We start from the raw sequence: 22205 nt of genomic DNA on the forward strand, positions 1-22205 counted from the left end.
ACAGGCCAGCATCGCGCTGGCCTGTTTTCATTGCGCCGCCGTGTTCAGTTACGACGTCCCGAATTCTGCAGGACGGTGGCGGTGGGGGCCTCCCACTGGCTGCGCGAGGTCTTCAGTCGCAGATCGAACGCAGCCAGCGCGTCCGGGTTCAGCTTGCCGGTGCCGCCGCCAGCGAACGGCGCGACCTGCCCACCAAAGCTCTGGTTCCAGCGGTTTTCGGCGGCGGTCTTGGTCGCCTGCGACGGCAGCATGCCCATCTTGTGGTAGAAGCCGTGGGCGCTCGGCGCCGTCAGCGTGGTGCGGATGAAGGGCTTGCCCAGCTCCTGCGCATCCTGGGCGATGCGATGCATCAGCTTGCTGCCGCCACCGGGCTGCTCCGACTGGATGCTGTGCACCGTCAGGTCATGGGCGTTGTGATCGAAGGTGGCGGAACCATGGGCGTAATCCAGCGTACCGCGCTGCCCCAGGCGGGTAGGCTGCTCGTGGAACACCTTCATCTCGGTGCCGGGCGGCTCGATCTGGCTACTGCGTGGCTTGCCCGAACCGCCGCTGCCACCGAAAACGGATTTGAAAAACGACATCGTCATTGCTCCAGGGCTGAACGGCTTTACCGTAGGAGATGACGGCGGGTTCCGCTACCGCGTATCACGCGCCAGCCGGATACCGCTGAACTGCCAGCGCGCCGCCGGGGGGAAGAAATTGCGGTACGACGGGCGGATATGTTCGCGCGGCGTGGCGCACGAGCCACCGCGCAGCACCATCTGGTTGATCATGAACTTGCCGTTGTATTCGCCGACCGTGCCGGCCGCCGGGCGGAAGCCGGGATAGGGCAGGTAGGCGCTGGCGGTCCATTCCCAGACGTCGCCGAAGCACTGGCTCAGGCCGTGTTCGTTGGCCGCGCCCGGGTGCAGGCGGCCGCTTTCCAGAAAGTTGCCTTCGTCGGCGTGGATCGGCCAGCCCGACAGCGCGGCGTGCTCCCATTCCGCTTCCAGCGGCAACCGGGCGCCGGCCCAGCGCGCGTAGGCGTCGGCCTCGTAGTAGCTGACGTGGCAGACCGGCTCCGCCGGCGCCAGCGCGCGATCGCCGCCCAGGGTGTAGTGGTGGCGCAGGTCGGCGTGCCAGTACAGCGGCGCCTGCCAGCCTTCGCGCTGCACGGTGTCCCAGCCATCGGACAGCCAGAGTTCCGGCCGGCGGTAGCCGCCATCCTCGATGAACGCCAGGTACTCGGCGTTGCTGACCGGGCGGGCCGCCAGCAGGAACGGCTGCAACCAGACGCAATGGCGCGGTGCCTCGTTGTCGAAGGCGAAGCCCGCGCCACGCCGGCCGATCTCGACCAGACCGCCGCTGAACGGCAGCCAGCCGGTCGCGCAATGCGCCACGCGCTCGATCTCGCTGAGCGGCCCGTGTGCCGGGTGCAGCGGGTTGCTCCAGAAGTGGTGCTTCAGATCGGTGACGATCAACTCCTGGTGCTGTTGCTCGTGGTGGATGCCCAGCTCGATCAGGTCCAGCACCGGCGCGGCGATCGGCACGGCGAACAGCCGGTCGAGCGCGTTGTCGACGTGCAGGCGGTAGGCGTGGACCGTCTCCAGGTCCGGCCGCGACAGCAGTCCGCGCGCCGGGCGCGGATGGCGTTCGCCGACGCCGGCATAGTAGGAATTGAACAGCACCCGGTACGCCGGATCGAACGCGGCGAAATCCGGCTGGGCCCGCTCCAGCACGAAGGTCTCGAAGAACCAGGTGGTGTGCGCCAGGTGCCATTTCACCGGGCTGGCGTCCGGCATCGACTGCACCATGCAGTCCTCGGCGCTCAGCCCCGCCACCAGTTGCAGGGTGCGGTCGCGCGTGGCGGCCAGCGCGCGGCGCAGTTGGGCCTGGCGGCCGGCAAGCAGCGGATCGCTTTCGTACCTCATTCCAGCGCTCCGGCCGGCGCGGCGAGAAATACATTGAACCAGCCGCGCTCGTCGCTGAAGCGGTCGATCCGGCCGAAGCCGGCCTGCGACAGCAGCTCGACGAAGCGTTCGGGGGCGTACTTGTACGAGTGCTCGGTGACGATGAATTCGCCGGCCTCGAAGCGGCGTTGTGCGTGGCCCAGGGTGACGGTCTGCGGGTACAGCGCCACCAGGTGCATCTCGATGCGACTGCGTTCGCGGTCGAATACCGCGCGGTGGGCGAAGGCGGCCGGCTCGAAGTCCGTGCCCAGCGTGCGGTTGATGTGACGCAGCACGTTGCGATTGAACGCGGCGGTCACGCCCAGCGCGTCGTCGTAGGCGGCTTCCAGCCGTGCCGGCTCCTTGGGCGCGTCGACCCCGATCAGCAGGCGCCCGTCGCGTCCCAGATGCCGGCGCATGGCGCGCAGCAGCGCCAGCGCTTCGTCCGGCTCGAAATTGCCGATCGACGAGCCGGGATAGAACATCACCGGCGTGTAGTCGTCCACGGCGTCGAGCACGTGGGCCAGCGACAGTGGCCGGGTGAAGTCGGTGACGATGCCGACGAACTCGGCGTCGGGAAAGCGCTTGGCGCCGCGTTCCAGCGTATCGCGCAGCCAGTCCTCGGCGATGTCCACGCCCACGTAGCGCGCGGCGGCCACGTGTTCCAGCCAGTCGAACGCCTTGGCGCCGTCGCCGCAACCCAGGTCCACCCATTGGCAATGGCGCGGCAGCAGGTCGGCGATCTCGTGGCGGTGGCGGGCGAAGATCGCCGCCTCGGTGCGCGTCGGGTAGTACTCGTCCAACTGGCAGATCGCGCCGTACAGGGTGCAGCCCTGGGCGTCGTACAGGTGCTTGGGGCTGATGCAGGCGCGCGGTTGCAGCAGCCCGGCCAGCAGGCTGGCGTTGCGTTCGGCCGGGTCTTCCAGCGCCTCGACGTGGATCTGCGGGGGAAACGGCGCGCACAGGATGGGGACATCGTCGAACAGGCGCACGTCGAGCGGGCTGGCGGGCTTCATGCAGGACCTCGGGGCGGGTTTTTCGGCGGGGCGGCCCGATGCAGGAAGCGTGCCGGTTCCGCATTGGCCCGATCAGCCGCGAATTCCGACCGTTCGAGGCTTTTTGGTGCAATTGCTGCACGATTCCGTGAAAAAGCTACACGCGATTTGCTCGCCGCTAGCCCAGCCAGGCTGGTTTGCCAAGGCCAGCAATCCCCCTCACGCGTGCACCGTTGCACCCTCCAATGCCGGAAACGAGGAGCGCACATGGAACTGCAAGGCAAGGTGGCGCTGGTGACCGGCGCCGGGTCCGGCATCGGCCGCGCCACGGCGCTGCGGCTGGCTGCCGAGGGCGCGGCGGTGGGGGTGCTGGCGCGCACTGCGGACAAGATCAACGCCGTCGCGGCGCAGATCGTCGCCGCGGGTGGGCATGCACTGCCGCTGATGGCCGATGTGTCGGACGACGCGCAGATGGCGGCGGCCGTGGAGCGGCTGTTGGGCGAGCTGGGCAGGCTGGACATCGTCTGCGCCAACGCCGGCATCAACGGTACCTGGGCGCCGATCGACCAACTGCGCCCCGATGAATGGGACCGCACGCTGGCGATCAACCTGCGCGGCACCTATCTCACGCTGCACCACGCCGTGCCGCACCTGAAGCGCGCCGGCGGCGGCGCCATCGTCGTCACCGCGTCGGTCAACGGCACGCGGATGTTCAGCAACAGCGGCGCCACCGCGTATGCGTGTTCCAAGGCGGCGCAGCTGGCGATGGTGCAGATGCTGGCGCTGGAACTGGCGCCGTCGCACATCCGGATCAACGCCATCTGCCCCGGCAGCATCGACACCGAGATCGACGCCAGCAGCGAACAGCGCGGGCTGGGCGCGATCAAGGCGCCTGTCGACTATCGCGCCGGACAGGTGCCGCTGACGGCGGGCAAGCCCGGCAGCGCGGACCAAGTGGCGGAGCTGGCGCTGTTCCTGGCGTCGCCCCGCGCCGCGCACATCACCGGCACCCCCGTGTGGATCGACGGCGCGCAGTCGCTGCTGGTGGGCTAGCGGGGGCGCCAGGCTGTACCCCCTCCAGGATGACTACGCCTAAATGGCTATAGCGTTATATACGGCGCGATATTACGCTGGGGGCACCTGGAGAGGAGCCCTTCATGTTCAAGCAGATCGTCGCCCGCGCATCCTTCGCCGCAGTGGGCCTGCTGTGCGCCGGCAGCGTGCTGGCAGCGGAGATCACCGTATCCGCCGCGGCCAGCCTGACCGATGCCTTCAAGGAAATCGGCCAGCGCTATGAAGCCCGCTACCCGGACGCCAAGGTGCAGCTCAACTTCGGCGCGTCGGGGGCGTTGCTCCAGCAGATCGACAAGGGCGCGCCGGTGGACGTGTTCGCGTCGGCGGACCAGGAGACGATGCAGCAGGCCGAACGGCAAGGGCTGGTCGCCGCCAAAGAATCGCGCAATTTCGCCGGCAACTCGCTGTTGCTGATCGTGCCGGCGGACAGCGCCTTGGCGTTGCCGGACCTGCAGGCGCTGAAGGCCGTCGGGGTCCGGCGCATCGCCATCGGCAACCCCGCCAGCGTGCCGGTGGGCCGCTATGCCAGGCTCGCGCTGGAACGCGCGGGCCTGTGGGCGGCTGTCGAGCCCAAGCTGATCAATACCCAGAACGTGCGGCAGTCGCTCGATTACGTCGCCCGCGGCGAGGTGGATGCCGGCTTCGTGTACGGCACCGACGCCGCCATCATGAAGAACGCGGTGAAGACCGCCTTCCGGGTGCCGCTGGACGTGGCGATCAGCTACCCCATCGCGCCCGTCATCGGGGGCGGACAGCGCCAGGAGGCCCGCCGCTTCATCGACTTCGTGCTGTCGCCCGCCGGCCAGGACATCCTGCAGCAATACGGATTCCAGAAGCCTTGAGCGCCTGCCGTGCCAGGAGACGACGCCCATGATGGCCAGCCTGGACGCCGCCTGGGTGCCGCTGCTGCTGTCGCTGCGCGTCGCGGGCCTGGCCACGCTGTTCGCGCTGGGCATCGGCATCGGCGTCGCCTGGCTGCTGGCGCGTCGCGCGTTCCGCGGCAAGGAACTGCTGGATACCTTGCTGACCTTGCCGATGGTGCTGCCGCCGACGGTGCTGGGCTACTACCTGCTGGTGCTGCTGGGCCGCCATGGCTGGCTGGGCGGCTGGCTGCGCGAGCAGTTCGGCATCAACCTGATCTTTTCCTGGCAGGGCGCGGTGATCGCGGCGGCGGTGGTGGCCTTTCCGCTGGTGTTCAAGCCGGCGCGCGCGGCATTCGAATCGGTGGACCCGCAGCTGGAAGACGCGGCGCGGGTGTTGGGCCAGCACGAAATCGCCGTGTTCTGCCGGGTGACGCTGCCGCTGGCGTGGCGCGGCATCCTCGCCGGGGCCTTGCTCGCCTTCGCCCGCGCCATGGGCGAATTCGGCGCGACGCTGATGGTGGCCGGCAGCATTCCGGGCAAGACCCAGACCCTGTCCATCGCCGTGTACGAGGCGGTGCAGGCGGGGCACGACGAACTGGCGCTGTTCCTGGTGCTGCTGATCTCATCGGTATGCATCGCCGTGCTGCTGCTGGCTGCGCACCTGCTGCCCGGCCGGATCGCCAATCCCATCCAGAGGTGACGCGTGCAACTTCATGTGGATATCAGCAAGACCTTCCGCTCAGCCGGCCGGCGTTTCGACCTCAGCGTGGCGTTCCAGGCCGATTCGCAGCGTGTGGTGATCTATGGCGCCTCCGGCGCGGGCAAGAGCCTTACGCTGAAGGCGATCGCCGGCCTGATCACGCCCGATGACGGACGCATCAGTGTGGACGGCGCCGACTTCTTCGACTCGCAGACCCGGTTGAACCTGGCGCCGCGCCAGCGCAAGGTGGCCTACGTATTCCAGGATTACGCGCTGTTCCCCCATCTGACCGTGCGCGAGAACATCGGCTTCGGTCTCAACCGCGGCTGGTTCAACCGGGAGGCGAGGCATAGCCGGGCGGACATCGACCAATGGCTGGACACGCTGCATATCCGCAACGTGGCGGACCAGTACCCGACCGAACTGTCGGGCGGACAGCGCCAGCGCACCGCGCTGGCCAGGGCGCTGATCAATCGCCCCACCGCCCTGTTGCTCGACGAGCCGTTCGCTGCGCTCGATCATTCGCTGCGCAAGCTGATGCGCAAAGAGCTGGATCAACTGCAACGGGCGCTGCGGATTCCGCTGGCGCTGATCACCCACGACCGCGAGGACGTCGAGGTATTCGGCGATCAGGTGGTGCATCTGCGGGACGGCCGCGTGGCGGCGGGGCTGGCCGATGCCTTGGCCTGACTTCGCTTCCGCTTCGAATGACGCCGATGCCGCGACCGCAGCCCCGAAGCCGGCCCGCGATCTATGCTGGAAGCACTTTTGCCCAGGCAACGACCACCGGCCCCGCTGGGCAGTGGGTACCGGGCGCGCTCCTCTTCAATCGTCCTTGGCAATCGGCAGACATGAGTACCGACCCTGAAGGAATCCAGTTTGGCGGCTCGGTGTGGTTGACCATCGGCGGCGAAACCCTCGGTGGCATCCAGCGCATCGAACTGCTGGCCGGGATCGAGGAACACGGCTCGATCACGCGGGCCGCCAAGGCCATCGGCATGAGCTACAAGGCCGCGTGGGATGCCGTGGACACCATGAACCAGCTGACCGGCCAGCCGTTGGTGCTGCGTACCACCGGCGGCAAGGGGGGAGGCGGCACCCGGCTCACCGAGCGGGGCAGGCGGCTGGTCGACAACTTCAAGTTGATCGAGCGCCAACACCTGCGTTTCCTGGCGGAACTGAGCCAGCAGGCCGACGGCATCACTGAAGACTATCTGTTACTGCGGAGACTCAGCATGAAAACCAGCGCGCGCAATCAATTTCTCGGCAGGGTCAGCCAGATCAAAACCGGCGCGGTGAATGACGAGATAGAACTGGAAGTGGCCGGCGGCCACAAGCTGGTGGCCGTCGTGACCCGCGAGAGCACCGAAAACCTGGGCCTCAAGGTGGGCGCCGAGGCCTTCGCCCTGATCAAGGCATCGTCCATCATCGTCATCACCGACGACGAAGGCGCGCGCTTCTCCGCGCGCAACCGGCTGGCCGGCGTGATATCGCGCATCCAGACCGGCGCGGTCAACACCGAAGTGGTCCTCGACTTGCCCGGCGGTTTTACCGTGGCAGCCATCGTCACCAACGAAAGCAGCACCGCGCTGGACTTGGCCGTCGGCAAGGAGGCCAGCGTGATCTTCAAGGCATCCAGCGTGGTATTGGGGACGCCGGCCTGAGGGTTGCCGCGCGGGTGAACGGAAGAAGGGGCCATTTGGCATTACGAAAACCCTGGCCTCCTGGCCTTCTGCGAATTTCTACCTCAAACACCAAAAGCCGATTATGGCAACCAGTCAATTCAACTCAAGGCCTATTGCTCTTGCCATTCTGGGGACGGTCATCTGCCTGTATCCCAGCCTGGTGATATCCCCGGCAATATGCGTTCAACGGCTTTTGACGGGAAAAATCGAATTGGTGCCGGTCACTGCACTGTACATTTGGCTGGCCAGTGCTGCACTCCTGGCGATCTCCAACTGCATTTTTGCGGTGCTCTATTTCAGGGCTACAGCATGCACTCGTTTTTGGTGGCGACTATTTGCAAGCGCATGCCTTGTGCAGGGTATTGCTGTTTTAGTTCAGTTGAGTTGAATGCTGGCGTTTCATTCGGCCCTGGACCGCGTGTCATTGGGCATCCTCGGGGCGTAGCGGTGAATAGGCCCAGGCGAAACTCTCCAGAAGTGCCCTGGCGTCGGCATCGAATTCCTCTCGGTAGTGATGTTGATGCGGAAACGGAATGCTTGCCTCCCCCGGAGTAAATCCAAGGGCGTCGAGTTCTGAAGAAAGCCGGATAAGCGGGCCATAAGCAAAAAGCTGATTGTGCCGATCCCAGACCACAGTGGCTTGCTCGACCGGGGAATGTGCCCAGATGTCGAATCGCGAGTCCGAAGATAAATAGCTGCCGAACCGGCTCATGAATTCGTGGAACTGCTCCGAGGATACGGCTGGGCTCTGGTAGCGACCGGCATCGCCTTCGCCCCGAGGTGTGTGGAGTACATAAAGCAGGAAATACGGCGGTTCCAGACAGCTGACGAGGCGCGTGAAGGGGATGGGGTCGCCAAGCGGTACCCCGGCCACAATACGACGGTCTTCATCCACTGAGGAAACGTTGTAGACCGCGGGGTGCGAGTACGGCTCCCAGCTACCGGCGATGGCGTGAGACAGTTTGCTAGGGCGAATCGACATTCAAACGTGGGGTGCGTTGGTCCGTGGGCCGGATGGCCGCATTGTACCTCGCTTGCGGGGATGACCCCGCGGCACTCGGCACGCCTTGCCCTGCATCCCGGTCTTCGCCCTTCGCACCCGCGTTTGAAGGTCGATTCGCCCTAAGCATCGCGATTCACCAGGACCGCATCGGTAATCACGCTGAAGAGCCGATCCGCGCGTGGTGCGTGTGAGGGTTGCTCGCGAAGCCAGGCGAGCGCCGCAATGAGGTCGAACAGTTCCGAGCCGTCGAGGTCGGCCCGAGCATTGCCATCCGCTTGCGCACGGGCCAGAAGCGAAGCCCCTGCGGCACGCAACATGACGCACGAAGCATGAAGCGCGGATTCCGGATCCTCGATTGCGCCCATCATCGGTGCGATGACACCCCGGTGTTCGTGCGTGAACGCAATGGTTTCCTGCAGCCACGACACCAGGGCTTCGTCGGAGGCGCCAGACGATTCGAGTTCCCGGGCTTTCGCCGCCAGCGCGTCGAAGCTCGAGCGCAGCAAGGCTTCGAGTAAAGCTTCGCGCGTTGGAAAGTGGCGGTACAGCGTGCCCAGGCCGACTTCGGCTCTGCGAGCGATATCGCGCAAGGACGCATCGGCCCCTTGCTCGGTAAAGACCTCGCGGGCAGTCGCCAGTAGTTGATCGTAGTTTTTCTTCGCATCGGCTCGCATAGGGCTCCTTGACAAACGGAACACTGCTCCATATATATGGAGCAGTGTTCCGATAAACGATAACGCATTTCCGTTCAAGGAGAAACTCATGACGGCCAACACGATGAAGGCGATTCAACAAGATAGGTTCGGCGGCCCGGAGGTGCTGCGTTACGACGATGCGCCGATACCGGAACTGAAGCCCGGAGAAGTACTGGTGCGGGTTCACGCCGTAGGCATCAATCCGCCGGATTGGTACCTGCGCGACGGTTACAAGATGCTGCCGCCAGCATGGCGGCCTCAGTTGACCTTTCCCCTGATCCTGGGGACCGATATTTCGGGTGTGGTGGCGTCGGTCGCCGATGACGTCGGGGCCTTCACCGTTGGGGACGAAGTGTATGCGATGACCCGGTTCCCCGACGGCGCTGCGGGAGGCAGTCGTGCGTATGCGGAATACGTGAGCGTGCCCGCGTCGGACGTTGCGCTCAAGCCGGCTGGCATCGATCACGTGCATGCTGCCGCCGCGCCGATGTCCTTGCTGACCGCGTGGCAGTTCCTGGTCGATCTGGGCCACGACGAGCCCAATCCGCTCCAACCGACCCGACATGAGCCGGTACCGCTTGTTGGCAGGACGGTTCTCGTGAACGGCGCTGCGGGGGGCGTCGGGCATTTCGCGGTGCAAGTGGCCAAGTTGAAGGGCGCGCGCGTGATCGCCATTGCGTCCGGCAAGCACGAGACGCTTCTGCGCGAGCTGGGTGCGGACGAGATCATCGACTACACCAAGACCGCTCCCGAGGACGTTGTCCGCGACATCGATCTTGTCGTCGATTCGGTTGGCGGCCCGACCACGGATCGTTTCCTGCGCACGATCAGGCGGGGCGGTGCCCTGTTCCCTGTGTTCCCGTTGGGTTTTTCCAGTGCGGAGGAGGCCAGGAGGCTGGGCGTCACTGTCTCGGCAACCCAGGTGCGCTCGAATGGTGCGCAGCTTGCGGAACTTGGCCGTTTACTCGACGACGGGACGATTCGTGTCGTGATCGACAGCACCTATCCGCTTGCCGATGCCGGCAGGGCGCACGAACGGGCGGCCCGTGGGCATATTCAAGGCAAGCTCGTCCTCGAGGTTCGATGAATCAGGTTGATCAAAGGGCTCCCGGCAACGTCTGGCAGGGATTCGCGAGGAGGTGTACGTGTTTGCGGGCCGTGGCCCGGACCGGTGCTTCGTCAGAATCGAGGAAATCGCGCTGGCTCTTGAATCGTAACGGGGAAGTGATCGGTGCCTGTGCTGCTCGCGACGACGGCTCTTAGCCCGGATCTCTTGCCTGCGGCACGCTGATGCCATTGAGGAACAAGTCCGCCAAATGAGTGATCCGCGATTTCGATGAATCGTTCTGTTCGACGGCAAGCGAAATCGCGGTGGCGACGTACACGATATCGTCGAAAGTGACATCGCCGCGAATCGCGCCGGCTTGCTGCGCACGACGAAGGAGCCTTTGTCCTTCCTCGGCCGTCGCGTGGCAGCCGGGCGTGCCGCTTTGCAAAACCGTTCCGAGCGACGTCGCGATGCCGCGATAGGTGCTCGTATTCGTCACCAGGTCTTCGAGATAGGCACGCACGGCGCTGGCGGGGCCATGCTCGGCATCCCGCGCGCGGCTTGCCGCGGCAAAGGACAAGAGCCGCGCATCGTAGGTGGCGGCCAACAACGCCTCGCGCGTCGGAAAGCGCCGGTACAGCGTTCCGATCCCGACCCCCGCGCGCTTGGCTACATCTTCCAGCGAAGCGCCGGCGCCTCGTTCCAGGAACACCTCATCGGCCGCAGCGAGGATGCGCTCGCGGTTGCGTTGGGCGTCGGCGCGCAGCGCGGATGAGTCGTCCACTGGTCTCTCTCGTCTCCACTTGTAAAGCGGAGGGTAGCTCCATATTATAAGTGGAGCAATCCTCCACTTGAACAAAGGGCACTGGAAATGGCAAAGCGATTCGAGAGCAAGGTCGGTGGTGGTGACGGGCGGCAGCGACGGTATCGGGCTGGCGACGGCCAGGCACTTCGCGGCGGAGGGCGCGCACGTCTACGTGACGGCGCGCCGGCAGGAACCGCTGGACGCAGCGGTGAAGGAAATTGGTAACGGCGTCGTCGGCGTACGGGGCGATGTTGCCAACCTCGCCGACCTTGACCGATTGTACGAACGCATCCGGCGCGACCACGGCCGGGTCGACGTGGTATTTGCCAATGCAGGGATTTCCGAGTCCTTGGCGCTCGATGCGATCGACGAGGCGCACTTCGACCGAGTGTTCGGCGTCAACGTCAAGGGCTTGGTCTTCACCGTGCAGAAGGCGCTGCCGCTGATGACCCGCGGCGGTGCGGTGATCCTGCCCGGCTCGGTGGCCGGCAGCAAAGGCATTCCGGGCCTGTCGATCTACAGCGCGACCAAGGCCGCGATCCGCTCACTCGCACGTACCTGGACCGCCGACCTGAAAGACCGTGGCATCCGCGTGAACGTGGTGGCGCCCGGCTTCATCCTCACTCCGGGCATGCAGCGGTATCTGCAGGACAATGCGGGCGCGAATGCGGCGCTGACCCAGATGACGCCATTGGCGCGGCTGGGTGGGACGGAAGAAGTCGCCAAGGCGGTGCTGTTCCTGGCCTCGGACGAAAGCAGCTTCGTCGCTGGCGGCGAGCTGTTTGTGGATGGCGGCGTCACAGCCGTTTGAGCCAAAACGCCCAATAAAGCATAAAGCGGCCATCAGGCCGCTTTATGTTCAACTGCACACCAGCCGTGTAGGCCGGCTTGGGATATCTGGTGGACCGAAGGAGGATCGAACTCCCGACCTCCGCATTGCGAACGCGGCGCTCTCCCAGCTGAGCTATCGGCCCAAGAAACGCAACGATAATGAAGCGCCCGGCTGGCGTCAACCGGGCGCCTGTGGTCAGGCGAGCTGGCCGTGGCAGTGCTTGAACTTCTTGCCGGAACCGCACGGGCACGGGTCGTTGCGGCCCACGCCGGCGAACTGCACGCCCGGTCCGCCTTGTGCCTGCATCGCGGCCAGGATCGCGGCCTTGATCTGTTCCTCGTCGCCGGAGGCCAGCAGTGCTTCGATGTCGGCGTGCTGGAACTGCATCGCGGATTCGGGCACGGCGGTCGGGGCCACGGCGTCGACGTCGGCCTGCGAGCGCACTTCGACGTTCATCACGATGCGCACCACGTCGCGCTTCACGCTGTCGAGCAGGTTCTGGAACAGCTCGAATGCCTCGCGCTTGTATTCCTGCTTGGGGTTCTTCTGTGCGTAGCCGCGCAGGTGGATGCCCTGACGCAGGTGGTCCAGCGCGGACAGGTGCTCGCGCCAGCTGTGGTCCAGGTGTTGCAGCAGCACCGCGCGCTCGAACTGGCGGAAGGTGGCTTCGCCGGCCTCGGCCACCTTGGCGTCGTAGAACTCGGTGGCCAGCGCCTGGATGCGACCCTTGATGGCTTCGTCCGACAGATCGGGCTGATCCTTCAGCCACTGGCCCACCGGGGCGCTGAGGCCGTACTCGGATAGCGCCTTTTCCAGGCCCGGCAGATCCCATTGTTCTTCCATGGCGTCCGGCGGCACGTGCTGCTCGAACAGGTCGTCGAAGAACGCGTTGCGCATCGCGGCGATGGTATCGGTCACGTTGTCCGATTCCAGCAGCTCGTTGCGCTGGGTGTAGATGGCGCGGCGCTGGTCGTTGGCGACGTCGTCGTATTCCAGCAGTTGCTTGCGGATATCGTAGTTGCGGCCTTCCACCTTGCGCTGTGCCGATTCGATGGCGCGGCTGACGATGCCGGCTTCGATGGGCTCGCCCTCGGGCATCTTCAGCTTGTCCATGACGAAGGCGACGCGCTCGCCGGCGAAGATGCGCAGCAGCGGATCTTCCAGGCTGAGGTAGAAGCGGCTGGAGCCGGGGTCGCCCTGACGGCCGGAACGGCCGCGCAGCTGGTTGTCGATGCGGCGCGATTCGTGGCGTTCGGAGCCGATGATGTGCAGGCCGCCGGCCGCCACCACCTTCTCGTGCTCGACCTTCCAGTCGCTGCGCAGCGCGTCGATGCGGCTGCGGCGGCTGACTTCGTCCAGCGCCTCGTCCTGCTCGATCACGCGGATATCGCGTTCGATGTTGCCGCCCAGCACGATGTCGGTGCCGCGGCCGGCCATGTTGGTGGCGATGGTGACTTGGCCGGGACGGCCAGCCTGCGCCACGATCTCGGCTTCCTTGGCGTGGTGCTTGGCGTTGAGCACGTTGTGCGGCACGCCGGCCTTCTTCAGCAGTTCGGACAGCTGTTCGGACTGCTCGATCGAGGTGGTACCCACCAGCACCGGCTGGCCGCGTTCAACGCAGCCCTTGATGTCCTCGATGATGGCGTTGTTCTTCTCGGCGGTGGTCTTGAACACCTGATCCTGGCGATCCTGGCGGATCATCGGGCGGTTGGTCGGGATGATCACCGTTTCCAGGCCGTAGATCTGCTGGAATTCGTAGGCTTCGGTATCTGCCGTACCGGTCATGCCGGCCAGCTTGCCGTACATGCGGAAGTAGTTCTGCAGGGTGATGGTGGCGAGGGTCTGGTTTTCCTGCTTGATCTCGACGCCTTCCTTGGCTTCCACCGCCTGGTGCAGGCCCTCGGACCAGCGGCGGCCGGACATCAGGCGGCCGGTGAATTCGTCGACGATCACCACTTCGCCGTCCAACACCACGTATTGCTGGTCGCGCTGGTACAGCGCGTGGGCGCGCAGCGCCGCGTACAGATGGTGCATCAGGCTGATGTGCTGCGCGGCGTACAGGCTTTCGCCCTCGCCCAGCATGCCCATCTCGGTGAGGATGGTTTCGACCTTCTCGTGGCCGGCTTCGGACAGCAGCACCGAGTTGGCCTTTTCGTCCACCCAGTAGTCGCCTTCGCCTTCCTCGGTTTCCTGGCGGGCGAGCTGCGGCGGGATGATGTTCATCCGCACGTAGAGATCGGTGCTGTCCTCGGCGGGGCCGGAGATGATCAGCGGGGTACGAGCCTCGTCGATCAGGATCGAGTCCACTTCGTCGACGATGGCGTACGACAGCTCGCGCTGCACGCGCTCGCCCGGCGTGAACACCATGTTGTCGCGCAGGTAGTCGAAGCCGAATTCGTTGTTGGTGCCGTAGGTGATGTCGCAGGCGTAGGCGGCCTGCTTGTCGTCGTGCGGCATCTGGCCGAGGTTCACGCCGCAGGACAGGCCCAGGAAGTTGAACAGGCGGCCCATGGTATTGGCGTCGCGCTGGGCCAGGTAGTCGTTGACGGTGATGACGTGCACGCCCTTGCCGGAGAGGGCATTGAGGTAGGCGGGCAGGGTGGCGACCAGCGTCTTGCCTTCGCCGGTGCGCATTTCGGAAATCTTGCCCTGGTGCAGGGCGATGCCGCCGATCAACTGGACGTCGAAGTGGCGCATGCCCAGCGAGCGCTTGGCGCCTTCGCGGCAGACGGCAAAGGCTTCGGGCAGGATGGCGTCGAGTGCTTCGCCCTTGGCGACCCGCTCGCGGAACTCGGCGGTCTTGGCCTGCAGCGCCTCGTCCGACAACGGTTCGATCTGCGCTTCCAGTGCGTTGATCTTGGCGACGATGCTGCCGTATTGCTTGAGCAGGCGATCATTGCGGCTACCGAATACTTTCTTGAGCAGAGTCGAAATCATGTCCGTTGCCAGCTTCCCGCTATCGGGCGGTGTTTTTAGTTAGAACAACGGCGGTAGGGATAACCCTCCGCCGCATGTGCACGTTGTCTCCAGATGGGGTGTCCCCACTGGATTTCCATCCCCCTGCGGGCTCGTCGATCAGAACGAGCCGCTCAGCATGAGATCGGCTGCTAGTCGCTTGCCGCCACCGCCGTTTCCCGACTTACCGCCTCGGGCTTCATGAAGCGCAGCGGATTCTGGGCCACGTTCTTGTAGCGGATTTCGAAGTGCAGGTGAGGCCCGGTGGAGCGGCCGGTACTGCCCACTTCGGCGATCTTCTGCCCGGCGGCGACCTTGTCGCCCACCGACACCAGCAGGCGGCTGGCATGGGCGTAACGGCTGGTCAAACCGTTCTCGTGGCTGAGGTCGATCATATTACCATACTGGGGGTGGTAGGCCGCGTAGACCACGGTGCCTGCGGCGGCGGCGTGGATCGGGGTGCCCACCGGGCCGACGAAGTCGATGCCTTCGTGGAAGTTCTGCCGGGCGGTGAAGGGATCGATGCGCCAGCCGAAACTGGAGGATTGCAGGCCGGTGGCCAGCGGGGCGCGCGTCGGCAATTGCCAGCCTTGCGGACGCAGCAGCATGGTTTCCGCCAGCGTCATGTGGTCGAGGTAGGCGTCGGCCTGGTCGGTGGACTGGTTCAACAGGTGCGAGACATCGTTGAAGCTGAGTGCCCGATCCGGCTTTTCCAGACCGCCCGTCGGTGCCGGTTGGCTGGAAAGAAAGGGTTTGACGTCGATGCCGGTCTTCAGGCCGACCTGCCGCGCCAGACCGTCCAGGCGGATCAGCTTGGCCTGCAACTCGCCCAGCTTGATCGCCAGCACGTCGAGGTCGGCGCTCTTGGGCGGCTGGCTGAGGCGGAACAGCCGCGGCGCCTCGCCCTGATGCAGCAGCATTCCGGCGCCGACACCCAGCGTGCCGGCACCCACGGCGATCAGCAGACCGACGGCCGCCAGGGAATACGGTCCCAGATGCAATGCGCTGGAGAACCGGTTTGAAACCAGAATAATATTCATCGAACTCCCCCTCTCGTGCCTTCTTCTTGATGTCAGCCCGTTCCTCGAAACCAAGGTTTGTCGGCCAGAATCGGCAATTGTCGCGACTGGTGGCGCAGGTGGACGAACTCAATCGTCTGCTTGCGACGGTGCGCGGCGCCTTGCCGCCCGCGCTGGCCGCAACCTGCATTGCCGTGGCGCTGGAAAACGGGGTGCTTCAAGTGGGCGTGACCTCCTCGGCGGCGGCGGCGAGGCTGAAACTCTCGGGCGAAGCCATCGTAGAGGCCGTGTGTCAGGCTGGCTGGCACGCTACCGCAATCCGACCCCGCGTGCAAGTTGAGTTACAACGCCAAAAAGCGAGGCGCACCAAGGACTTAAGCATTCCCCCTGCTGCGGTTGAAGCATTCGGGCAGCTTGCCGAAAGGCTGGATCGCGGACCGTTGCGCGACGCCGTATTGAGGCTTGCCAAGCGTCATCGGTCGCGCTGAAGCCGGCGGCAACCGGGTGCATCCGTCAGGATCGGAATGTACCGATGGTTGAATTGCTTCTCCGGGCGGGCGGACAAAAAAATGCCGGGCTCGATGGGAGCCCGGCAATCAGGGAGGAGATGAGCAAAATGCGCGCGTCGCTCGGGGGAAGCGACGATGAATCGCACACGGGATAAGAGTGGGGTCGGCACGTCGAGTTCCCAGCCTCACCGTGAAAATTTACCGTGCTCCCGCTGGCTCCTCCGCCCCGTCGCTATCGCATGGCGCCGCGATTTTGGTCGTTATAATGCGCCCTCCTGACGACTTTCCTGGCGCTTCCTTATGGACCTTCTGCTGTTGTTGAAATCGTTGATCATGGGCTTCGTGGAGGGGGTGACCGAGTTCCTGCCCATCTCCAGCACCGGCCACCTGATCCTGGCCGGCGACCTGCTGAACTTCCTGTCCAAGGACAAGCGCGACGTTTACGAGATCTTCATCCAGCTTGGCGCGATGCTGGCCGTGGTGTGGGAATACCGCGCCAAGATCGGCCACACCCTGGTCGGTGCCGGCAAGCCCGGTTCCGAACGCAACCTGCTGCTGGCGGTGCTGATCGCCTTCGTGCCCGCCGCCATCCTGGGCAAGCTGTTCAACGAACAGATCAAGGCGGTGCTGTTCAACCCGGTGCCGGTGGCGATCGCCTTCATCGTCGGCGGCCTGGTGATCCTGTGGGCGGAAAAGCGCCAGCACACGGTCACGGTGGAGACGGTGGACGACCTCAGCCTGAAGGATGCGCTCAAGGTCGGCCTGTGCCAGTGCCTGGCATTGATCCCCGGCACCAGCCGCTCGGGCGCGACCATCATCGGTGGCCTGTTCTTCGGCCTGTCGCGCAAGGCGGCCACCGAGTTCTCGTTCTTCCTCGGCATTCCCACCCTGGGCGCGGCGTCGCTGTACAGCCTGTACAAGCACCGCGATGCGCTCGACGCGGGCGACGCCGGCGTGTTCGCGGTGGGCTTCATCGCCTCGTTCATCTTCGCCTTCCTGGCGATCCGCGCGCTGATCCGCTACGTGTCCAGCCACACCTTCATTCCCTTCGCGTGGTACCGCATCGCCTTCGGGGTGATCGTGCTGTTGACGGCCTGGACCGGCATCGTCGACTGGTCGGTCTGACGCTATAAGCGCGGCTAACAAAACCCTCCCGGCTGTGTCGCGTTCCTTGCCAGGAGCGCTTCGTTGGGTTTTGTTGGCCGCTCAAAAAAGGGCTGCTCCGGCAGCCCTTTTTCATGAATGGCGTGTCGACGCCGCTCGTCCTAGATGCCCAGGCACAGGTATTTCAGTTCCAGGTACTCGGCCAGGCCGTAGCGCGAGCCTTCGCGGCCGAAGCCGCTTTGCTTCATCCCGCCGAACGGCCCGACCTCGTTGCTGAACAGGCCGGTGTTGATGCCCACCATGCCGTACTCCAGCGCTTCCGCTACGCGGAACACCCGGCTCAGGTCGCGGCCGTAGAAATAGGCGGCCAGGCCGAACTCGCTGGCGTTGGCCAGTGCGATCGCCTGTTCTTCGGTATCGAACTTCACCAGCGCCGACACCGGGCCGAAGGTTTCCTCGCGGGTGACCAGCGCATCGCTCGGCACGTCCGCCAGCACCGTCGGCGCGTACCAGGTACCGCCGCGCCGCTCGCCGCCGGTCAGCAGGCGCGCGCCGCGCGCCAGGGCGTCGGCGACGTGGCGTTCCACCTTGGCCAGCGCGTCGGCGTCGATCAGCGGCCCCTGCTCCACGCCCGCGTCCAACCCGTTGCCGACCTTCAACTGCGCCGCGCGCTCGGCCAGCCGCGCCGCGAATCGGTCGTGGACCGCCGCCTGCACATAGAAGCGGTTGGCGCAGACACAGGTCTGCCCGCTGTTGCGGTACTTGGCCGCAAGGGCGCCTTCCACCGCGGCGTCGACATCGGCATCGTCGAACACGATGAACGGTGCGTTGCCGCCCAGTTCCAGCGACAGCTTCTTCAACGTCGGCGCGCACTGCGCCATCAGCTTGCGACCGGTTTCGGTGGAGCCGGTGAACGACAGCTTGCGCACCGCCGGGTTTTCCGCCAGCTCGGCACCCACTTCGCCGGCCGGGCCGGGCACCACGTTGAACACCCCGGCGGGCAGCCCGGCCTCGACGGCGAGCGCGGCCATCGCCAGCGCGGTCAGCGGGGTCTGGCTGGCCGGCTTGACCACCATGGTGCAGCCGGCGGCCAGCGCCGCGCCGGCCTTGCGGGCGATCATCGCCGCCGGGAAGTTCCACGGCGTGATCGCGGCGCAGACGCCCACCGGCTGTTTCAGCACCAGGATGCGCCGGTCGGCCTGCGGGTGTTCCAGCACATCGCCGGCGATGCGGCGCGCCTCCTCGGCGAACCACTCGATGAAGCTGGCGGCGTAGGCCACCTCGCCCTGGCTTTCCGCCAGCGGCTTGCCTTGCTCGCGGGTCAGCAAGGTGGCGATGTCGTCGCGCCGCGCCATCAGCAGTTCGTACCAGCGCCGCAGCACGGCGGCGCGCGATTTGGCGGGCGTGGCGCGCCAGTTGGGCAGCGCGGCTTCGGCCGCGGCGATGGCGGCGCGGGTTTCGTCGCGACCGCAACGGGCCACCCGGGCCAGTATTTCGCCGGTGGCCGGGTCGTGGACGGCGAAGCGCGCCGCGGTGGCGTGCCAGCGGCCGTCGATCATGGCGTCCTGGTACAGCAGGTCGGAGGTGAAGGTCATGGTTGGTGCACTCCTGGGCTGCCCATCCGTTCATACGGGAATTGCCGAGGTTGGCCGAATGCGCGTTGGGCAGGCTTTTATAGTGGGTTGTCCCTCGCGGGATGGGTTCGATGTTACGCCCCGGCACGGTGGGGCCCCAATCAGGAGAACGCAGATGTTGGAACAACTGAGTGGTTTGTTCGGGGGTGGTGGAGGTTCGAACGTGGCCAGCCTGGCCACCGATCTGTTACAGCGCGAAGGCGGCGTGGCCGGCCTTGTCGAGCGCTTTCAGAACGGCGGCCTGGCCGAGGTGGCGCAATCGTGGGTGGGCACCGGCGGCAATCTGCCGATCTCGCCCGAGCAGATCCAGTCGGTGTTGGGCAGCGATGTGGTGCGCCAACTGGCGGACAAGGTCGGCATCGATCCGCAGGCGGCCGCCGGGCACCTGGCGGAGCTGCTGCCGCAAGTGGTCGACAAGCTCACCCCCAATGGCCAATTGCCCGCGGAAGGCGGCGGGGACGCGCTCAGCCTGGGGCTGGGCGCGTTGGGCAAGCTGTTCAAATAGGCGCCGTCAAGCCGGTCAGACCTGCTGCACCGCCGTTTCGCCATGGCCGTCGGGATCGATCTCGGCGGCTTTGTCTTTCAGCCACTCCTGCCACAGGATGTTGCCGGTCAGCAGCAGCGTCGCCACCGGCTTTTGCGCCACGAAGCAGTAGTAGAGCAACGGCGAGCTGGCGAGCATCGCCTCGCCGCTGACCTCGCCGGTGAAGCCCAGCACGGTGCGGAACAACGCGTAGCTGGTCGGCAGCGCATACATGGCGGCGATCAGCAGCATGAAGCGGGTGCGATACCACTGCGGACGCTGGCACCACAGGTAGGCCAGCACCGGGATCAGCAGCGTGGCGTGGTAGTCGTGGCCGCGGGCGTACACCAGGAAGAACCATAGCGTCACCAGCGACACCGCCAGTTCCAGCGGCTTGCGGCGCAGCACGACGGCGCCGATCAGGGTGACGATCAGACCGAACAGGTAGCGCAGGTAGAGCTGGGCATCGGGCGACATCCATTCGCCGAGGAACGAGGCCATCGATTGCTCCTGGTTCCAGCGCGGCACGTTGTACTTCAGGTAGTGGCTGCCGATGTCGAAGAACGGCGCCAGCGAAGTATTGCGCCCCAGGTGGATGCCCTGCTCGAGCGAGTAGTTGAGGAAGAACCACGGCAGGTAGCCGATCAACAGCGCCAGCACGATCAGCACGATGGTCTTCCACATGCCGCGCACCAGCAGCACCAGCCCGGCCGGTCCCAGCAGTGGCTTGCCGAAGGCGCTGACGATGAAGCCCAGCGCGGGGTTGCGCGGTTGGAGGAACACCAGCATCAGCGCCAGCACCGCCAGGCTGTGGTACTGCCCCTGGTGGTAGAGCACGTACATCGGAAAGAAGAAGCCGAGCAGGCCGAACATCAGGTGGTCGCGCCACTGGCCGCCGTGGAAGGTGCCGGCGTCGCCCGCGGCACGTCGTGCGAAGTGGACCAGGATGAACAGATGCAGCGCCAGGTTGAACAGGTTGAACAACCAGTAACCGGCGAAGGGAGGCAGGTAGGACAGCGGTACGCCGGGGAAGACGCACAGGTTGGGGTGGGTGACCCAGTTGGTGGCCCACGGGCCGTAGTGGGTGTAGGTCTCGGCGCTGGTGAAGACGTCGGTACCGTGGCGGATCGCCAGGCCGCAACGCGGCAGCGTGAAGTAGTCGTAGCCCCGGAACACGCTGTCCGAGTTGGGGCTCAGGCGGTGCAGCAGCCAGAAGACCTGGCTGAAGAACAGCGCCAGCGCGCAGCCCAGCCCGGTCCAGAGCGGCCGGAAGGCCAGGGTCTGTCGGAGCGAGGCGGGCCGGTGTGGCCAGGTTTCGGGGTCGGGCCCGTTAGGCAGGGCCCTCCACCACTGGGCGAGGGAGTTCATCGGTCGTTTCCTTTCGAGAGGTCAGGGCCGCTTCTGACGAGCGGTTCTGGTGTATCCGCGCGGGTTTCCAGCCCTGCGCGAAATAGAGGGGACGTCCCTTGGTCTCGTCGAAGATGCGGCCCAGGTATTCGCCGATCACCCCGATAAAGAACAACTGCACGCCGCCGAGGAACAGCATGGTCACCATCAGTGTGGGATAGCCGCGCACCACCTCGCCCAGGAACAGCGTCTTGCCGATGATCCACAACCCGTCCAGGAAGGCCAGCGCGGCGGTGATCAGGCCCATGTAGGTGGCGATCTTCAGCGGGCCGATGGTAAAGGAAGTGATGCCCTCCAGCGCGAAGTTCCACAGCTTCCAGTAATTGAACTTGGTGTCGCCGGCCGCGCGCGGGTCGCGGCGGTAATCCAGCGCCACCGACGGAAAGCCCACCCAGGCGAACAGGCCCTTCATGAAGCGGTGCTGCTCGCGCAGTTCGAGCAGCGCATCGACCGCGCGCCGGCTCATCAGGCGGAAGTCGCCGGTGTCGCGCGGGATCTTCACCTTGCCGGACAACTGATCCATCACCCGGTAGAAGGCGGCGGCGGTGGCTTTCTTCAGCGCGCTCTCGCCGTCGCGGTGGGTGCGGCGCGCAAACACGGTATCGAAGCCCTCGGCCGCCTTGGCCAGCATCGCGGGGATCAGTTCGGGCGGATCCTGCAGGTCGGCGTCGATCATCACGATCCAGTCGCCGCGCGCGTGGTCCAGCCCCGCGGTCATGGCGATCTCCTTGCCGAAGTTGCGCGACAGATCCACCGACGCGGCGCGCTCGTCGCCGGCGCACAGCTCGTCGATGATGCGTTGCGTGGCATCGCGACTGCCGTCGTTCACGTAGATCACTTCGCTGCGGTAATCGGCCAGCGCGTCGAACACGGCGGTCAGGCGCTGGTGGAAGGCGGCCAGCACGGCCTCCTCGTTGTAGGCGGGCACCACCACCGACAGCAGGGGCCGGTCGGCGGGGCTGGTGGGCAGGTCGGTGTTGTCCATTGTGAAGTCTCTCGGTGAACTGCGCCGCGTGCCTATCCCTGGCCGCCGCCCGGCGCGGGGGCGGCGTGGCGGAACACCCAGGCCCGGCTGCCCAGGTAGTGGGCGACGAAGCAGACGACGGTGGAGATGGCCTGCGCCAGCAGGTAGTGCCAGCGCCAGGCATCGACCATCAGCGCCATCAGCAGCGCGTTCAGTCCCCACAGGCCCAGCACCAGCGCGTAGTAGCGCGGCGCGGTGACGCGGTGGGCCTGGCGGCTCTCGAAGGTGTAGGCCCGGTTCAGCAGGTAGTTGACCAGCGCGCCCGCGATCATGCCCACGGTGGACGCGCCCACCACCGGCATGCCCAGCCGCACCAGCAGCCACAGCACCGCGAAGTGCGCGGCGGTGCCGGTGGCGCCGACCAGGGTGAAGCGGACCAGTTGTTTCATTTCAGCGCCTGTT

The 22205-nt window shown here is 65.7% G+C and carries 22 protein-coding genes and 1 tRNA gene; 10 read left to right on the forward strand and 13 right to left on the reverse strand.

What is annotated here, in order from left to right:
- Window positions 1-44: 44 nt before the first annotated feature.
- From C556_RS0111500 to egtD, 3 genes are read right to left on the reverse strand one after another with little or no spacing between them, the layout of a single operon-like run.
- Entirely contained in the window at window positions 45-581 is a 537-nt protein-coding gene (locus C556_RS0111500) for a GNAT family N-acetyltransferase (RefSeq protein ID WP_018748406.1), read from the reverse strand.
- 54 nt (window positions 582-635) lie between these two features.
- Window positions 636-1910: an ergothioneine biosynthesis protein EgtB gene (gene egtB, locus C556_RS0111505; protein ID WP_018748407.1), complete on the reverse strand. Its 1275-nt coding sequence runs from the start codon at window positions 1908-1910 to the stop codon at window positions 636-638.
- Window positions 1907-2944: an L-histidine N(alpha)-methyltransferase gene (gene egtD / locus C556_RS0111510; protein WP_018748408.1), complete on the reverse strand. Its 1038-nt coding sequence runs from the start codon at window positions 2942-2944 to the stop codon at window positions 1907-1909. Before egtD ends, egtB begins: the two co-directional genes overlap by 4 nt.
- Before the next feature lie 246 nt (window positions 2945-3190).
- On the opposite strand from egtD, the gene C556_RS0111515 reads away from it, so the two are divergent.
- The 5 genes from C556_RS0111515 to C556_RS0111535 all read left to right on the forward strand — a co-directional run bounded on the left by C556_RS0111515 (window position 3191) and on the right by C556_RS0111535 (window position 7224).
- On the forward strand, window positions 3191-3976 hold the full coding sequence (locus C556_RS0111515; RefSeq protein WP_018748409.1) for an SDR family oxidoreductase: 786 nt from the start codon (window positions 3191-3193) through the stop codon (window positions 3974-3976).
- A 104-nt stretch (window positions 3977-4080) separates the two neighbouring features.
- Complete coding sequence (modA, locus tag C556_RS0111520) at window positions 4081-4839, forward strand: molybdate ABC transporter substrate-binding protein (RefSeq protein WP_018748410.1); 759 nt, start codon at window positions 4081-4083, stop codon at window positions 4837-4839.
- Between the two features lie 28 nt (window positions 4840-4867).
- On the forward strand, window positions 4868-5560 hold the full coding sequence (gene modB, locus C556_RS0111525; RefSeq protein ID WP_018748411.1) for a molybdate ABC transporter permease subunit: 693 nt from the start codon (window positions 4868-4870) through the stop codon (window positions 5558-5560).
- A gap of 3 nt (window positions 5561-5563) precedes the next feature.
- Window positions 5564-6250 carry a sulfate/molybdate ABC transporter ATP-binding protein gene (locus C556_RS0111530; protein WP_026263022.1) on the forward strand — a complete coding sequence of 229 codons (687 nt, stop codon included), beginning with the start codon at window positions 5564-5566 and terminating at the stop codon, window positions 6248-6250.
- A 26-nt stretch (window positions 6251-6276) separates the two neighbouring features.
- A complete protein-coding gene (locus C556_RS0111535; RefSeq protein ID WP_245559239.1) occupies window positions 6277-7224 on the forward strand; it encodes a TOBE domain-containing protein in 948 nt (315 codons plus the stop codon).
- A 442-nt stretch (window positions 7225-7666) separates the two neighbouring features.
- Here C556_RS0111535 and C556_RS22280 read toward each other — a convergent pair whose 3' ends face one another.
- Together C556_RS22280 and C556_RS0111545 are read right to left on the reverse strand one after the other, a co-directional pair.
- A complete protein-coding gene (locus C556_RS22280; RefSeq protein WP_211214717.1) occupies window positions 7667-8140 on the reverse strand; it encodes a hypothetical protein in 474 nt (157 codons plus the stop codon).
- 227 nt (window positions 8141-8367) lie between these two features.
- Window positions 8368-8922: a TetR/AcrR family transcriptional regulator gene (locus C556_RS0111545; protein ID WP_018748415.1), complete on the reverse strand. Its 555-nt coding sequence runs from the start codon at window positions 8920-8922 to the stop codon at window positions 8368-8370.
- An 88-nt stretch (window positions 8923-9010) separates the two neighbouring features.
- Between C556_RS0111545 and C556_RS0111550 the strand changes: the two genes are divergently transcribed.
- The gene (locus tag C556_RS0111550; protein WP_018748416.1) at window positions 9011-10030 is read left to right on the forward strand and encodes an NADP-dependent oxidoreductase; all 1020 of its coding nucleotides are present in this window, start codon (window positions 9011-9013) and stop codon (window positions 10028-10030) included.
- A 172-nt stretch (window positions 10031-10202) separates the two neighbouring features.
- Here the strand turns inward: C556_RS0111550 and C556_RS0111555 are convergent, their stop codons facing one another.
- Window positions 10203-10775 (reverse strand): TetR/AcrR family transcriptional regulator, encoded by a 573-nt coding sequence (locus C556_RS0111555; protein ID WP_018748417.1) that lies wholly within the window; start codon window positions 10773-10775, stop codon window positions 10203-10205.
- Window positions 10776-10842: 67 nt separating this feature from the next.
- On the opposite strand from C556_RS0111555, the gene C556_RS0111560 reads away from it, so the two are divergent.
- A complete protein-coding gene (locus C556_RS0111560) occupies window positions 10843-11607 on the forward strand; it encodes an SDR family NAD(P)-dependent oxidoreductase (RefSeq protein ID WP_157236111.1) in 765 nt (254 codons plus the stop codon).
- Between the two features lie 87 nt (window positions 11608-11694).
- On the opposite strand, the gene C556_RS0111565 is transcribed toward C556_RS0111560, so the two are convergent.
- The 3 genes from C556_RS0111565 to C556_RS0111575 all read right to left on the reverse strand — a co-directional run bounded on the left by C556_RS0111565 (window position 11695) and on the right by C556_RS0111575 (window position 15623).
- A tRNA-Ala gene (locus tag C556_RS0111565) sits at window positions 11695-11770 on the reverse strand.
- A 53-nt stretch (window positions 11771-11823) separates the two neighbouring features.
- Entirely contained in the window at window positions 11824-14565 is a 2742-nt protein-coding gene (gene secA, locus C556_RS0111570; protein WP_018748419.1) for a preprotein translocase subunit SecA, read from the reverse strand.
- A gap of 170 nt (window positions 14566-14735) precedes the next feature.
- Complete coding sequence (locus C556_RS0111575) at window positions 14736-15623, reverse strand: M23 family metallopeptidase (protein ID WP_026263024.1); 888 nt, start codon at window positions 15621-15623, stop codon at window positions 14736-14738.
- Between the two features lie 98 nt (window positions 15624-15721).
- On the opposite strand from C556_RS0111575, the gene C556_RS20180 reads away from it, so the two are divergent.
- Window positions 15722-16090, forward strand: coding sequence for a DciA family protein (locus C556_RS20180; RefSeq protein WP_169338615.1), 369 nt, complete (start codon window positions 15722-15724; stop codon window positions 16088-16090).
- Window positions 16091-16411: 321 nt separating this feature from the next.
- Window positions 16412-17236, forward strand: a complete 825-nt coding sequence (locus C556_RS0111590; protein ID WP_018748423.1) for an undecaprenyl-diphosphate phosphatase — start codon at window positions 16412-16414, stop codon at window positions 17234-17236.
- Between the two features lie 140 nt (window positions 17237-17376).
- On the opposite strand, the gene C556_RS0111595 is transcribed toward C556_RS0111590, so the two are convergent.
- Window positions 17377-18810 (reverse strand): NAD-dependent succinate-semialdehyde dehydrogenase, encoded by a 1434-nt coding sequence (locus C556_RS0111595; protein ID WP_018748424.1) that lies wholly within the window; start codon window positions 18808-18810, stop codon window positions 17377-17379.
- 154 nt (window positions 18811-18964) lie between these two features.
- On the opposite strand from C556_RS0111595, the gene C556_RS0111600 reads away from it, so the two are divergent.
- Window positions 18965-19354 (forward strand): YidB family protein, encoded by a 390-nt coding sequence (locus C556_RS0111600; RefSeq protein ID WP_040431108.1) that lies wholly within the window; start codon window positions 18965-18967, stop codon window positions 19352-19354.
- A gap of 15 nt (window positions 19355-19369) precedes the next feature.
- On the opposite strand, the gene C556_RS0111605 is transcribed toward C556_RS0111600, so the two are convergent.
- Genes C556_RS0111605 through C556_RS0111615 form a run of 3 tightly spaced genes read right to left on the reverse strand, consistent with a single transcriptional unit; the run spans window position 19370 to window position 22192 of the window.
- Window positions 19370-20740, reverse strand: coding sequence for a hypothetical protein (locus C556_RS0111605; protein WP_018748426.1), 1371 nt, complete (start codon window positions 20738-20740; stop codon window positions 19370-19372).
- Window positions 20703-21764 carry a glycosyltransferase family 2 protein gene (locus tag C556_RS0111610; protein ID WP_018748427.1) on the reverse strand — a complete coding sequence of 354 codons (1062 nt, stop codon included), beginning with the start codon at window positions 21762-21764 and terminating at the stop codon, window positions 20703-20705. The genes C556_RS0111605 and C556_RS0111610 overlap by 38 nt, the downstream gene beginning before the upstream one ends.
- Before the next feature lie 32 nt (window positions 21765-21796).
- Window positions 21797-22192, reverse strand: coding sequence for a GtrA family protein (locus C556_RS0111615; protein ID WP_018748428.1), 396 nt, complete (start codon window positions 22190-22192; stop codon window positions 21797-21799).
- Window positions 22193-22205 lie beyond the last annotated feature (13 nt).

This window comes from Chitiniphilus shinanonensis DSM 23277, from assembly GCF_000374805.1.
GTDB lineage: Bacteria > Pseudomonadota > Gammaproteobacteria > Burkholderiales > Chitinibacteraceae > Chitiniphilus > Chitiniphilus shinanonensis.